We start from the raw sequence: 13,164 nt of genomic DNA, 5'->3' as shown, positions 1-13,164 counted from the left end.
ATGAAGACGGAAAACGTTGACATTCTCATCATTGGTGCCGGACCTGCGGGTTCTTTGGCGGCTGGCTTGTTGCGCAAACAAGGTCGGCGGGTGCTGGTCATCGAAAAGGAGCAGTTCCCGCGCTTTTCCATTGGCGAAAGCCTGTTGCCCCAGAGCATGGAGTACATCGAGGCTGCCGGGTTTTTACAAGACGTTGTGGAGGCCGGTTTCCAGTACAAGAATGGTGCTGCGTTCGTGCGTGGGGACAAACACACGAATTTCGATTTTCGCGACAAATTCTCCAAAGGCTGGGGAACCACTTACCAGGTGCAGCGCGCGGACTTCGACCATGTCCTGATACGTGCTGCTGAAAAAGCCGGGGCCGAGGTGCGCTTCCAACACCAGGTGGTTGCTGTCGAAGTATCAGGCGAGAAACCGTTGGTGCAGGTTGTGTCGCCAGACAAGGAGATCTACCAGGTCAGTGCCCAATTCCTGCTGGACGCCAGCGGCTTTGGCCGCGTGCTGCCGCGCCTGCTGGATCTGGAAACACCGTCTGCGTTTCCGGTGCGTGGTGCCTATTTCACACATATCGAAGACCACGTAGCGGTGGGCACTTTTGATAGAAACAAGATACTGATTACCGTCCATCCCGAGCATGTGGATGTCTGGTTCTGGACCATTCCATTTTCAAATGGCCGTTGTTCGGTAGGGGTTGTTGCTGCCAGTGAGTTTCTGGACCAGTTCCCAGGAACCGAGACCCAACGCTTGCAAGCCATCATTGCGCAAACACCGACGTTGGCAACATTGCTCGAAAAAGCCGTATGGGACACGCCCGCACGCAAGTTGGTGGGATACGCTGCCAATGTGAAATCCCTGCACGGCAAGGGTTTTGCCCTGCTGGGAAATGCTGGCGAGTTTCTGGATCCCGTGTTTTCCAGTGGTGTGACGATTGCCGTGAAGTCGGCTAGCTTGGCTGCTGCGGCCATTGAACGTGCTTTCCGCGGCGAGCCTGTGGACTGGCAGCTCGAATACGCCGACCCACTGCGCGCGGGCGTAGACGCGTTTCGTTCGTTTGTGGAGAGTTGGTACTCCGGTGGTTTCCAGGACGTCATTTTTTACCCAGACCAGTCCCCAGAGGTCAGGAAGATGATCACCGCGATTCTTGCAGGTTACGCATGGGATGTGCGCAACCCGTATGTTGCCCAACCCCAGCGACTGAAGACTTTGGAACAAGTGTGCGCTGCTTGATAACCCTGATAGTTGCGCTGCTTGTCAGCGCGTGCACCACGGCACCAGTTGTGCAGACCTTGCAGTTGCCGCAACCGCGCTTGGCGCCACAGGCCATGGGTGTGACTCTGAGTCTTGCGCAGCGTTTGACGGTTGAGCGTGCACCGGAAGGGCGCCCCGTGGCGACCCGCAGCCTGGACACGCTGCTGGAATTAGATACAGAAAGTTTGCGTCTGGCTGCATTTGCGCTGGGCCAGCGCGTGTTGACGTTAACGTGGGATGGCAACACGCTAACCAGCGAACGCCATCCCTTGCTGCCACCTGAAGTTGATGCCGCCTATGTGTTGCGTGACGTGCAATGGATGTATGCACCAGTGGCATCCTTGCGCCAGGTATTGCCGGGTGGCTGGCAGTTGGAGGACAGCAGTAACGCGCGGATTCTTATGCATGGTGCGACACCCATATTGCTGATCCACTACGACACCGAGTCTCGCTGGACCGGGCGCACCCGAATGGAAAACCGTCTGGAAGGTTACAGCCTGACGATAGAATCTGCCCAACAGGCGGGGAGCTGACTTTCGTGGTGCGGTCATCAGTTTTTTTGAATGAAGTCGGTGTGGTCTGTGCTCTGGGTGCTGACTCCGCCAGCGTGCGCGCTGGTTTGTTTGCAGACCAGCAATCTGGAGTGGCCGCTAACACGCGTGTTGTCCCGGGGCAAGAGCTTTTTTTGGGCGCGGTGACGCAGACCTTAGAAGATGTGGGTGGGTTGCCCCATGCCTTGCGCAGCCGCAACAATGCTCTGCTGCTGACTGCCTTGCGGCAGATCCGCGGAGCGGTGGATGCTGCCATCAGCCGTTACGGTGCGCACCGGGTGGCGGTGGTGGTTGGCACCAGCACTGCCGGCATTGGTGAAGCGCAGCTTGCCATGGCCCACTACGCGGCCCACCATGAACTTCCACCAGCCTTTCATTTCAGCCAGCAGGAGATGGGCTCCCCGGTGATGGCTCTGAATGCCGAGTTGGGACTATGTGGCCCCGTTGTGGGTGTTTCTACCGCCTGTTCGTCCAGCGCCAAAGCCTTGGCGAGTGCAGCACGTCTGTTGAATGCAGGTATGGCCGATGCGGTGATTGCAGGCGGCATGGATGCGCTAAGCCAATTTACGGTGACCGGTTTTTCGGCTCTGGAGGCCCTGAGTGACACGTTGTGTAACCCCTTAAGCCGAAACCGCAGCGGCATCAACATAGGGGAGGGCGGAGCACTCTTCTTGATGACACGCGAGCCAGGCGATGTTCGTCTGGCAGGTTGGGGGGAGTCATCGGACGCGTACCACATATCCGCACCGTCTCCCCAGGGAACCGGTGCACAGGCGGCCATGCGCTCAGCCCTTGCACGTGCCGGGATTGCGCCACACGCCGTTGACTACATCAACCTGCACGGGACAGCTACGCGGCAGAACGACACCGTTGAATGCCTGTCCGTGCAGGCGGTGTTTTCGTCGGAGATTCCTGTGAGTTCCACCAAGCCCCTGACCGGGCACACCCTTGGAGGCGCCGGAGCACTGGAGGCCGCACTCTGCTGGCTCACACTGCGCGACAACCCGCAAGGGTATTTGCCGCCCCACTGGTGGGACGGTGAGGTGGATCCCGAGCTGGCGTCGCTCAAACTCGTAAACAGTGGCTTCAAGCTGGGGCATACCCCCAACTACCTGCTTAGCAATTCTTTCGCCTTTGGGGGAAGCAATGCGAGTTTGGTCCTGGCCCAAGGTTAGGGATGAATAGCAACATGTACGCGGATACACCCACTGCGCGACTGCCAGTCACTTATCCCATCACTGCCATTGTTCCCCATGCCGGCAAGATGTGCCTGCTTGACCGTCCGATTGAAGGCGACGCTGAAAGCCTGAGCTGTGAGGTCACCATTCGGGAAGACGGTTTGTTTTTCTCCAATGGTGGCGTGGACGGTTGGGTCGGCATTGAGTACATGGCACAAACGGTGGCAGCGTGGGCGGGTTGGCGTGCCCGCCTGCGGGGTGAAGCACCACGCATCGGGTTTTTGTTGGGCAGCCGCCGTTACGAATGCTCTCGCCCCCGATTTACGCTGGGGCAAACCTACCGCATAGATGTACACCGGCAGTTTCAGGCCGACAATGGTCTTGGGCAGTTTGACTGCAGGATTCAACTGGACGGGCAAGTAGTGGCCAGCGCAACTTTGACCGTGTTTGAGCCTACCAATGCTGAGGAATTTTTAATGGGAACGACACGTGAGTGACAAAACTGTCTTGGTGACCGGCTCCAGCCGGGGAATTGGTCGTGCCATTGCCTTAAGACTGGCGCGGGATGGTTACGACATCGTTTTGCATTGCCGAAGCGGGATCGTAGAGGCGCAGGAAGTGGCTGGGGAGATTCGCGGCATGGGGCGCAATGCGCGTGTGCTGCAGTTTGATGTGGCTGACCGCGAAGCAACCGCCCGTTTGTTGTTGGAGGACATTGAGCTCCATGGTTGTTACTACGGGGTGGTCTGCAATGCTGGAATCGCCCGTGACAATGCCTTTCCGGCCATGCCCGCGGAAGACTGGGACGCTGTTATACACACCAATCTGGACAGCTTTTACAACGTACTCAACCCCTTGACCATGCCGTTGGTGCGCAGGCGCAAGCCGGGCCGCATTGTGACCTTGTCCTCGGTATCCGGCATCATGGGCAACCGCGGGCAGGTTAACTACAGCGCTGCCAAGGCTGGCATCATCGGCGCCACAAAGGCCCTGGCCGTCGAGCTGGCCAGCCGTGGCATCACGGTGAACTGTGTGGCCCCCGGCCTGATTGATACCGAGATGGTAGACCAGCATGTGCTGGATGAAGCGCTGAAGATGATCCCTGCCAGACGCGTAGGCCAGCCCAGCGAGGTCGCGGCGACCGTGAGTTTTTTGATGGGTGACGATGCTGCGTACATTACACGGCAGGTGATTTCCGTAAACGGGGGAATGGTCGGATGACACGTGTAGTAGTAACCGGCTTCGGGGCTATCAGTCCACTGGGGCATGATTGGGATGCCGTCCACGCACGATTGAAGCAGTGCCAAAACGCTGTGCAGGCCATGGACGAATGGGCGGGCTATGAGGGCTTGAACACACGGGTTGGTGCACGGGCCCAACCCTTTGATCTGTCGCCCGAAAAATACAACCGAAAATCCACCCGCAGCATGGGTCGCGTGGCGCTGATGGCCGTGCGTGCCAGTGAGATGGCGTTGCAGGATGCCGGTTTGTTGAACGACCCAATCCTCAAAAGCGGGCGCGTGGGTATCGCCTATGGTTCTTCCTCCGGCACGCCGAAATCGATTGGCGATTTCGGCCGGATGATCATCAGCAAGTCGACAGAAGGTATCAACGCCACAACCTACATCAAGATGATGTCGCACACTGCAGCGGTAAACATCGGTGTGTTTTTCGGGCTGACGGGGCGCATTGTGCCGACGTCCACAGCGTGCACGTCGGGCAGCCAGGGCATTGGTTACGCCTACGAGGCGATACAAAGTGGCAAGCAAGTCGCCATGTTGGCCGGTGGCGCAGAAGAACTGGACGCCACACAAGCGGCGGTGTTTGACACGCTGTTTGCAACCAGTGTTAAACACAATGGCACGCCCCACCTGACCCCACGCCCCTTTGACGCCAACCGCGATGGTCTGGTGCTGGGCGAAGGGGCTTGCACGCTGGTGCTGGAATCTCTGGAGCATGCCCTGGCGCGTGGCGCAAAGATCCATGCTGAGATTATTGGGTACGGCACGAACAGCGACGGACGCCACGTCACACAGCCCAATTCCGACACCATGGCGCAGGCCATGAATCTGGCACTGGACGATGCGGGTCTGCCGCCCGAAGCAATCGCCTATGTCAACGCACACGGTACTGCCACAGACCATGGCGATGTGGCCGAGTCCCATGCAACCCACAGCATTTTCGGTGAGCGTATGCCCATCTCTTCGCTCAAGAGTTATATGGGCCACACCCTGGGCGCCTGTGGCGCGCTGGAAGCATGGATGACCATAGAGATGATGCGCAGTGGCTGGTTTGCGCCCACGCTCAACCTGGAGCAGGTCGATCCCAAATGTGCGGCGCTCGATTACATCACCGGAGACGGTCGTCTACTCCAGACCGATATTGTCATGAGCAACAATTTTGCGTTCGGTGGCATCAACACCTCGCTGATATTCAAGCGCTGGAAAGACTGACAGTCTTTCGTCCAACACCTTTCTCTCAGACCTGAAAGCTTTCCATGAAAACATTGATCACCCTTGCACTCGCCACGACCGTGTTGCTTGCGCCTGCTTATGCCCGGGACACAGTTGTCAACATCCGCTTGGCCGATGTGCTCGATATGCCGGAGGCCAAAGCAAAACTGGACGGTAGCGTGAAGTTCTTTCTGGCTGGACAAAGCACACCCAAGGTGGTGAAAGAATTCAGAGAGGATGTCTCCAACCTGAAGACCAATGCGGTGGGTAAAAGTGATGACGCCAGTTGCAAATGGGTGGCGCTCAGTACCTTGATCAGCCTTCAGAAGTCTGCCAAGGAGGCTGGAGCCAATGCCGTCGTCGGCATCACCAGCTATTACAAGAAGAATGAGACAAGCAGCGACACCACGGTTGAATGCCACGCTGGCGCAATGATGTCAGGTGTTGCGCTAAAAGGCACCTACGCAACCATCGAAGAATAAACTGCACGGTGGGCCCCCGGTTTGCGCTCCAGACCTGTGAGGCGCTGCTCGCAGAATGGCAGTCAGGCCCAGGTACGCAAGGTCTGTCTCAAGAAGAGAGCCTGCGCGCAGATGCGATACTTTCTGCCGCCAGGCGTCGACAGTTTCTGGCGGGCCGCTGGCTGGCCAAGACCATGCTGTGTGAAGCCATCGGAGGGACACCGGCGGCATGGTGCATCAGCACAGACCCCCATACCAAACCCCGCGTTCTGAACCACAGCGTACAGATATCCATCGCCCATAGTGGGGACTATGTGGCCTGCGCGCTGGCGAATGAGGTCGTGGGCATAGACCTGGAGCGTACCAATGCGCGTCGGCCTTTGGTCGACATGGCACAGTGGGTTTGCAGCGCAGCGGAGCAGCGCAGCTTGCGCGTACCAGACGGTGATGTGGACCCACTTCAGTTCAATCGCCTGTGGACCCGCAAGGAGGCTAGGTTGAAGCAACACGGCCTTCCGTTTGATATCGCCGCGCTGCGCGCGATCCAAACGACGCCTGTCGATGAAATTGAAGCAGACGGGGGGACATGGTGTTTTGTCCAAATGGGTGTGGTGGTGTCTCTTGCGGCAAACGACCTGCGACAGCTGCAAGCGCGTTGGCCTGCCCATTGGCGTGCGGACCCTGTCCAATGGCACCGTTATGTGTAAGCGATTCTGTGATTTGAAGGTTTCTTTGCATGTTTGATGTTGCCCGCGCTTTGCTGGTTTTGCCATTGCTGCTATTTACATGGTGTGCTACTGCGCAGCCACTGGCACCCGTGCGATTCCTTCTTACGTTTGACGATGGCCCCGATATTGGAACCCCCTCGTTAACGGCGACAATCCAGCAGCAGTTGGCCTACAACCCGGTCATGCCGGGTATCAAAGCGCTGTTTTTTGTGCAGGCTACCCACGAACGCCATGGTGACAGTGACCTGGGGCGGGAGCTCATGCGCGACACCTGTGCGGCTGGTCACCTGTTAGGCCTGCACTCTGGCACACCACGGGGTCATATACCCCATCCCCGCCTTGCACCCGAAGAGCTTGCCGTGTCGCTGTCGCAGGGTAATCTGGCGATAGAGCAGCAGTGCCCGGGGCGTGTGGCGTTTGTCCGGCCACCCGATTGGGTCTATACCGACGCCACGTTGGCCGCCTACCAGGGTGCACAGCTGCAGATGCTGCAAGCAGACGCCAGCGTGAATGATGGAAAGATTTACGGCTGGATCAGCAGCCCGCGTCGGCGCACCCATCTGCGCAGCACCCTGGAGCGGGTAGCGCAGGCACGAATAGCCGGGCATTTGCCTGAGGCGGATGGTGTGTTGCCGATCATCGTGGCCCTGCACGATACCAACTCGTACACCGCCGAGCATATGACGGAATACCTGCACATACTGGTTGAGGAGAGCGCTGCAGTCGGGTTACCGCTTGCGAGTGAACCGTTTTATGCTGATCGGGATGCGATGGTGCGTGCGGGTCAGGTGCGTGCCCAAAAACAGCTATATGTGTGCGACAAGACGGCCTTGGCAACGCCCATTGCTGTGCGCCTGGGCCTCAAGAATGGAGACACCCGGCGCGGGTGCTTCCCGCCTACTGCGCAGAACTAGCCGCTGGTTTCACGGCAACCAGATTGACCAGGGTTTCGTTGCGCTTGGTCGGAACCTTGAAGCCCATCCATTCAAAGGCACCAATGTCCGGACGGCTCCACCACAGGTAGGGCAGAGACACCTTGTTGTCGGGCACATTAAATCCCGCCTTGCGAACAATGGCAATGTACTCGTCAGCGGTTTTTTGCACTTCCATGGGATGGCGAAACAGCAGGCGTATCTGCAGCGAGTGGATATAGTATTTGGTCGACTCCGCAAACAGCAGCACGCCGCCCGGCTTGAGGATGCGGTAGAACTCGGCCATCGCGGCTTCTTGCTCGACGATATGGTGGAAGGTCTGGTGGCAGAACACCACGTCAAAATCTGCATCCGGCAGGCCGGTGCGTGCTGCGTTGGCTTCCTTCAACTGCACCTCACACGGGCAGGCCTTCGCTTCTTCGCCAGCGCGTTCCTGCAGCCCGGGGTCGGCATCCAAGCCAACAATGACGGACGGAGAAAACCGCTGCGCCAGCTCGGCGAAGGAATGGCCAAACCCACAACCCACGTCCACAATGCGGGGCTTCGCAGCTATCGCCTGCGGCAGTACCAGTCTTTGTAAATCATCGAGCGCACGCACCAATACGCTACGTTTCCAGACTTTGGTTTTCAGGAACCAGTTGCCAAAACGCGTTTCCTCGACAAATCTCGCTGTTTCAATCATGGGGTTTTACTGGTCGATTACGACGCGTTGTTTGGACTGTGCCAGCACCCAGGTGATGGCGACACCACCGGAGAAACCACTCTTTTGAGTGACCAGGGGGCTGTTTTCAAACACGGCACCCCGCACATTGTCGTAACGCGCGAAGCCCCCCACCCAAAAGGATGGAAAACGCTTCCACAGCGCCGACAAGACCTGCATACCGGCATAACCCGATGTGGCGTCAAAGACCGGTCGTGACGCCGTGGCGTATTGCGGTGATACGCCATAAAAATAGTCATGTTGCTCCCGGCTGCCAAAGACCGGTCCACCGACCACGGCGAAGGTCCAGCCGGCCTGACCCAAGGGGTTGGCCACGTCCAGATTGAGGCGTGGTGTGAATTGCCAGCCGATGTACTTGGGATCGCGTTCCAGCGTCATGGCGGCGCGCAAGGGCACAAACAGTTTGAGCTTGGCATCGTGCCCACTGGACTGCCAGAGTGTGATGTCCACCGATGGGCCCAGTTCCAGGCTGGAATGCAGACTGGGCATACCCTGGCGCACCTTGACGTTGTCGCTGTCTACGGGGGGCGACGCAGCCAGGCTGAGGTTGACCTCAAAACGGTCTGAATCAAACAAGACACCACGTACGCCATCCTTGTCGGCCTTCACATGTTCTCCCCGGTAGACCAGGTAGGGTATGGGCAGGACATCGGTTCGGGTTTCCGCAGAGCCGCGGTAGGCGGGAAGTTGCAGGGCTGTTACGCCTGCACCCAACTCCCACAACGGTTTTTCTTCAGCATAGGCGCTGGTCGGTAACAGGCAACAGGCCAACAAAGCGATAAGGGACCATGTGGCTGAGCCATGTTGCATTGGAGCGTTTCCTGGGTGTGGGGGGAGCACCGATTCTAGTCAGTGCGCTTCTGGGTAAAATCAACGGCGTAAACAGCCAGTAGCTCATCCGGATAGAGCACGAACCTTCTAAGTTCGGGGTAGGGGGTTCGAGTCCCTCCTGGCTGGCCAAAGTTCTTTTGCCCAGCGCCTGTCTCAATCGGCGCTCTGGCGATCTCCCACTTGTCTCACCAGGCCTTCTTGCGTCACGCTGGCGACCAATTGGCCGTCGCGGCTGAAGATGTTGCCGCGGTTCAGACCCCGTGCATGGCCGGTGGTGGGGCTGTCGCAGGCATACAGCAGCCAGTCGTCGATACGGAAGTCCCGGTAAAACCACATGGCATGGTCCAGGCTGGCCGTCACCATATTGGGTTGGTAGTAGGTCAGGCCATGGGGCCGCAGGCAGGTGCTGAGCAGGCTGAAGTCGGAGGCATAGGCCAGCAAGCATTTCTGCAGCGCGGGATCGTCGGGCACGCTGCCGTTGGCGCGAAACCAGATGTGCTGATGCGGCGACTTCTTGGTGGGCTGGTAACGGTCTACCGGGTCCACCGGGCGTATGTCAATCGCCAGGTCGCTGGTGATGGTCTGCGCCAGTGATTCGGGTGGCGGCACATCCGGCATCGCGAACTGGTGTTCGAAGCCACCTTCATCGGTCTGGAAGGACGACGAGAGTATCAAGATGGCCTGGCCGTTTTGCGAGGCTGTGACCCGGCGCACACTGAAGCTGTTGCCATCGCGGATGCGGTCCACCGTGTAATCGATGGGGGCATGGGGATCACCGCCACGGATAAAGTAGGCGTGCAGCGAATGGGCGCTGCGTGCTTCGCAGGTATTGCCTGCAGCCACCAGTGCCTGGCCCAGAATGTGACCGCCAAAGAGGTTACGAAACCCCAAGTCCAGGCTCTGCCCCAAATAGTGGTCGGTCTTGGTGTGTTCCAGCGCGAAGAGGCCCAGCAATTTGGCCAAAGGTGTGGGGTGAGTCTGCACGAAAATTCCTGATGAAGGTCGAACTAAGCGATCTGCAGTGCGCTGACTGGAGCGTCCAGTTGCAGCCAGCGCCGTACCGCGTTGGCCAGCATGTCGGCCTTGCCGGTGGTGAAAAATGTCACGCCAGAGCCCTGGGCATGGGGAGGGGCCAGCAGGTGTTGTTCAGCCAGCAGGCGCCGGGTCTGGCGGGCCACCGGGGCGCCGCCTTCGAGCAAGGACACCTGCTCACCGATGCAGCGGCGCAGCTCAGGCTCGACAAAGGGGTAGTGTGTGCAGCCCAGAACCAGGGTGTCCATCTCCCCATCGTTTAAGCCAAATCGGCCCATAGCCCCCGTGTAAGCTGAACATAGTGCTTCTTTTTTAATAGCATCTTCACGTTCAATGGCATCCACCATGCCATCGCAGGGCTGCAGCACAAAGCGCGCTTGGTCCTGCAGCGTGGCCAGCAGGGCCAGAAACTTTTGGCTTTGAAGCGTGCTGCGTGTGGCCATGACACCTACCACCCCCGTCTTGCTGCTGGCCGCGGCGGGCTTGAGGGCGGGTTCGATGCCGATGATGGGCAGGTCGGTGTAGTCCTGTCGCATCAATCGGATGGCGGCAGCTGTGGCGGTGTTGCAGGCCACCACCAGCGCCTTGATACCGTGCTGATCCCGCAGGTAGCGGGTGATGGCGTGTGAGCGGGTTATGACATGGGCGTCATCCCGCTCACCATACGGCGCATGGCCGCTGTCCGCCACATACACAAACCGCTCGTGTGGCAGCTCAGTGCGCAGGGCCCGCAGCACGCTCAAGCCGCCCACACCGCTGTCAAAGACCCCGATGGGGCTGGAGGCGGCCGCAGACAAGGCTCAGTTGGCAGTAACGGGGATATTCTTGAACTCGCCGGTGGCAATTTTCTTTTGCCATTCTGCCGGGCCGGTGATGTGGGCGCTGGTGCCGCCCGCATCCACTGCCACGGTGACCGGCATGTCCACCACGTCGAATTCGTAGATGGCTTCCATGCCCAGGTCTTCAAAGCCGACCACCTTGGCAGCCTTGATGGCCTTGCTCACGAGGTAGGCGGCGCCGCCCACGGCCATCAGGTAGGCGCTCTTGTGCTTCTTGATGGCTTCGATAGCAACCGGGCCACGCTCTGCCTTGCCGACCATGCTGATCAGGCCGGTCTGGGCCAGCATCATCTCGGTGAAACCGTCCATACGCGTCGCGGTGGTGGGGCCGGCAGGGCCAACGGCCTCGCCCTGGACCGGATCGACCGGGCCCACGTAATAGATGACGCGGTTGGTGAAGTCCACCGGTAGTTTTTCGCCCTTGGCCAGCATCTGCTGGATACGCTTGTGGGCGGCGTCGCGGCCGGTCAGCATCTTGCCGTTCAAGAGCAGGGTCTGGCCCGGTGTCCAGCTCGCCACTTCGGCGGGTGTCAGGGTGTTCAGATCCACCTTTTTGCTTTTCACGTAGTCGGGTTTCCAGTTCACGTTGGGCCACAGGTCCAGCGAGGGTGGGTCCAGGTAGACCGGGCCGCTGCCATCCAGCACAAAGTGCGCATGGCGGGTAGCCGCGCAGTTGGGGATCATGGCAATCGGCTTGCTGGCGGCGTGGGTGGGGTACATCTTGATCTTGACGTCCAGCACCGTGGTCAGGCCGCCTAGGCCTTGGGCACCAATGCCCAGGGCGTTGACTTTTTCCATCAATTCCAGGCGCAGCTTTTCCACGTTGTCGAGTTCTGCACCAGAGGCCTGCTTGGCTTGCAGTTCGTACATGTCCAGGTCGTCCATCAGGCTCTCCTTGGCCATCAGCACGGCTTTCTCGGCTGTGCCGCCAATACCGATGCCCAGCATGCCCGGTGGGCACCAACCGGCGCCCATGGTCGGCACGGTTTTCAGCACCCAGTCCACCACGCTGTCGCCGGGGTTGAGCATGTACATCTTGCTCTTGTTCTCCGAGCCACCACCCTTGGCGGCCACCGTTACGTCCACGGTGTTGCCGGGCACGATCTCGGTGAAGATGACGGCCGGTGTGTTGTCCTTGGTGTTCTTGCGCAGGAACTCGGGGTCGGCCACCACGCTGGCGCGCAGCGTGTTGTCGGGGTGGTTGTAGCCCTGGCGCACACCTTCGTTGATCGCGTCGTCCAAAGAGCCGGTGAAGCCTTCCCAGCGCACGTCCATGCCCACCTTCAGGAACACGTTGACGATGCCAGTGTCCTGGCAGATGGGGCGGTGGCCCGTGGCGCTCATCTTGCTGTTGGTCAAAATTTGCGCAATCGCGTCCTTGGCCGCCGGGCTTTGTTCACGCTCATAGGCACGCGCCAGGTGGGCGATGTAATCGGTGGGGTGGTAGTAGCTGATGAACTGCAGCGCGGCGGCAACGGATTCGATCAGGTCGGCCTGGCGGATAACGGTGGTGGTGCTCATGGTGTGGGTTCCGGCGGAGGATGTGAATGGCGGCTGTGAATTAATGGTTGTTGGTCGGCGAATGCGACATCAGCTTGTCGGTGTAGGCAATGGCGATGGCGGACAACAAGAACGTGATGTGGATGATGGTTTGCCACATCAGCACATGCTCCTGTAAATTGTCAGCATTGATAAAAGTCTTCAGAAGGTGGATGGAGCTGATACCAATGATGGCCGTGGCGAGTTTGACCTTGAGCACGGAGGCGTTCACATGGCTCAGCCATTCGGGTTGGTCGGGGTGTTCGTCCAGGTTCATGCGGGACACAAAGGTCTCGTAGCCGCCAACAATCACCATGATCAGCAGGTTGGAGATCATCACCACGTCGATCAACGCCAGCACCACCAGCATGATGATGGTCTCATTGAGCGCAGTCACCCGGGATGTTACTTCCAGGGAGTCCTTGTAACCAATACTTTTGACCAGTTGAGCCAATGCTTCCTGGTTGCCGAATGCGGCCTCCATCAAGTGCACCAATTCCACCCAGAAGTGAAACACGTACACGGCTTGCGCTGCGATCAGTCCCAGGTACAGCGGTAGCTGCAACCAGCGGCTGGAAAAGATGACCTGTGACAGCAGGTTCATGGACTGGGGTGAGGCTTTGGGCGGTGGAGTGTTGCGCATGCGGGGGG

15 protein-coding genes and 1 tRNA gene are annotated in these 13,164 nt (G+C 59.0%); 10 read left to right on the top strand and 6 right to left on the bottom strand.

Annotated elements, in window-relative coordinates; translation table 11 throughout:
• From HZ993_RS05055 to HZ993_RS05015, 9 genes are all read left to right on the top strand, one after another.
• Positions 1–1,227, top strand: coding sequence for an NAD(P)/FAD-dependent oxidoreductase (locus tag HZ993_RS05055; protein WP_209396172.1), 1,227 nt, complete (start codon positions 1–3; stop codon positions 1,225–1,227).
• Positions 1,228–1,286: 59 nt separating this feature from the next.
• Positions 1,287–1,781 carry a DUF3261 domain-containing protein gene (locus tag HZ993_RS05050; RefSeq protein ID WP_209396171.1) on the top strand — a complete coding sequence of 165 codons (495 nt, stop codon included), beginning with the start codon at positions 1,287–1,289 and terminating at the stop codon, positions 1,779–1,781.
• Positions 1,782–1,786: 5 nt separating this feature from the next.
• A complete protein-coding gene (locus HZ993_RS05045) occupies positions 1,787–2,974 on the top strand; it encodes a beta-ketoacyl-ACP synthase (protein ID WP_371816964.1) in 1,188 nt (395 codons plus the stop codon).
• Between the two features lie 2 nt (positions 2,975–2,976).
• Entirely contained in the window at positions 2,977–3,474 is a 498-nt protein-coding gene (locus tag HZ993_RS05040) for a hotdog family protein (protein WP_245213825.1), read from the top strand.
• Entirely contained in the window at positions 3,467–4,198 is a 732-nt protein-coding gene (locus HZ993_RS05035; protein ID WP_209396169.1) for a 3-ketoacyl-ACP reductase FabG2, read from the top strand. Before HZ993_RS05040 ends, HZ993_RS05035 begins: the two co-directional genes overlap by 8 nt.
• A complete protein-coding gene (locus HZ993_RS05030; RefSeq protein WP_209396168.1) occupies positions 4,195–5,430 on the top strand; it encodes a beta-ketoacyl-ACP synthase in 1,236 nt (411 codons plus the stop codon). Before HZ993_RS05035 ends, HZ993_RS05030 begins: the two co-directional genes overlap by 4 nt.
• A 44-nt stretch (positions 5,431–5,474) precedes the next feature.
• Positions 5,475–5,912, top strand: a complete 438-nt coding sequence (locus tag HZ993_RS05025) for an excinuclease ATPase subunit (RefSeq protein ID WP_209396167.1) — start codon at positions 5,475–5,477, stop codon at positions 5,910–5,912.
• 8 nt (positions 5,913–5,920) lie between these two features.
• Entirely contained in the window at positions 5,921–6,598 is a 678-nt protein-coding gene (locus tag HZ993_RS05020) for a 4'-phosphopantetheinyl transferase superfamily protein (protein ID WP_209396166.1), read from the top strand.
• A 110-nt stretch (positions 6,599–6,708) separates the two neighbouring features.
• Positions 6,709–7,533 (top strand): polysaccharide deacetylase family protein, encoded by an 825-nt coding sequence (locus tag HZ993_RS05015; protein ID WP_209396165.1) that lies wholly within the window; start codon positions 6,709–6,711, stop codon positions 7,531–7,533.
• Here HZ993_RS05015 and HZ993_RS05010 read toward each other — a convergent pair.
• A complete protein-coding gene (locus HZ993_RS05010) occupies positions 7,517–8,233 on the bottom strand; it encodes a class I SAM-dependent methyltransferase (protein ID WP_209396164.1) in 717 nt (238 codons plus the stop codon). The two genes, HZ993_RS05015 and HZ993_RS05010, sit on opposite strands and share 17 nt — an antisense overlap.
• Before the next feature lie 6 nt (positions 8,234–8,239).
• The gene (locus tag HZ993_RS05005) at positions 8,240–9,082 is read right to left on the bottom strand and encodes a MipA/OmpV family protein (protein ID WP_209396163.1); all 843 of its coding nucleotides are present in this window, start codon (positions 9,080–9,082) and stop codon (positions 8,240–8,242) included.
• 73 nt (positions 9,083–9,155) lie between these two features.
• Between HZ993_RS05005 and HZ993_RS05000 the strand changes: the two genes are divergently transcribed.
• Positions 9,156–9,232, top strand: a tRNA-Arg gene (locus HZ993_RS05000).
• 24 nt (positions 9,233–9,256) lie between these two features.
• On the opposite strand, the gene HZ993_RS04995 is transcribed toward HZ993_RS05000, so the two are convergent.
• Genes HZ993_RS04995 through HZ993_RS04980 form a run of 4 tightly spaced genes read right to left on the bottom strand, consistent with a single transcriptional unit; the run spans position 9,257 to position 13,156 of the window.
• Complete coding sequence (locus HZ993_RS04995) at positions 9,257–10,087, bottom strand: acyl-CoA thioesterase II (RefSeq protein WP_245213824.1); 831 nt, start codon at positions 10,085–10,087, stop codon at positions 9,257–9,259.
• Positions 10,088–10,110: 23 nt separating this feature from the next.
• On the bottom strand, positions 10,111–10,932 hold the full coding sequence (gene murI, locus HZ993_RS04990; protein WP_209396162.1) for a glutamate racemase: 822 nt from the start codon (positions 10,930–10,932) through the stop codon (positions 10,111–10,113).
• A gap of 3 nt (positions 10,933–10,935) precedes the next feature.
• Positions 10,936–12,495, bottom strand: coding sequence for a fumarate hydratase (locus HZ993_RS04985; RefSeq protein WP_209396161.1), 1,560 nt, complete (start codon positions 12,493–12,495; stop codon positions 10,936–10,938).
• A gap of 40 nt (positions 12,496–12,535) precedes the next feature.
• Entirely contained in the window at positions 12,536–13,156 is a 621-nt protein-coding gene (locus tag HZ993_RS04980; protein ID WP_209396160.1) for a TIGR00645 family protein, read from the bottom strand.
• Between the last annotated feature and the right edge of the window lie 8 nt (positions 13,157–13,164).

It is taken from the genome of Rhodoferax sp. AJA081-3 (assembly GCF_017798165.1).
Lineage (GTDB): Bacteria > Pseudomonadota > Gammaproteobacteria > Burkholderiales > Burkholderiaceae_C > Allorhodoferax.
This window is presented reverse-complemented; position numbering and strand designations above follow the sequence as displayed.

Bases quoted from the DNA above. Each gene is read 5' to 3' on its own strand.
- HZ993_RS05005 (WP_209396163.1), bottom strand. From the start codon at position 9,082: ATGCAACATGGCTCAGCCACATGGTCCCTTATCGCTTTGTTGGCCTGT.
- HZ993_RS04980 (WP_209396160.1), bottom strand. From the start codon at position 13,156: ATGCGCAACACTCCACCGCCCAAAGCCTCACCCCAGTCCATGAACCTG.
- HZ993_RS05025 (WP_209396167.1), top strand. From the start codon at position 5,475: ATGAAAACATTGATCACCCTTGCACTCGCCACGACCGTGTTGCTTGCG.
- HZ993_RS05055 (WP_209396172.1), top strand. From the start codon at position 1: ATGAAGACGGAAAACGTTGACATTCTCATCATTGGTGCCGGACCTGCG.
- HZ993_RS05010 (WP_209396164.1), bottom strand. From the start codon at position 8,233: ATGATTGAAACAGCGAGATTTGTCGAGGAAACGCGTTTTGGCAACTGG.
- HZ993_RS05030 (WP_209396168.1), top strand. From the start codon at position 4,195: ATGACACGTGTAGTAGTAACCGGCTTCGGGGCTATCAGTCCACTGGGG.
- HZ993_RS05040 (WP_245213825.1), top strand. From the start codon at position 2,977: ATGAATAGCAACATGTACGCGGATACACCCACTGCGCGACTGCCAGTC.
- HZ993_RS04985 (WP_209396161.1), bottom strand. From the start codon at position 12,495: ATGAGCACCACCACCGTTATCCGCCAGGCCGACCTGATCGAATCCGTT.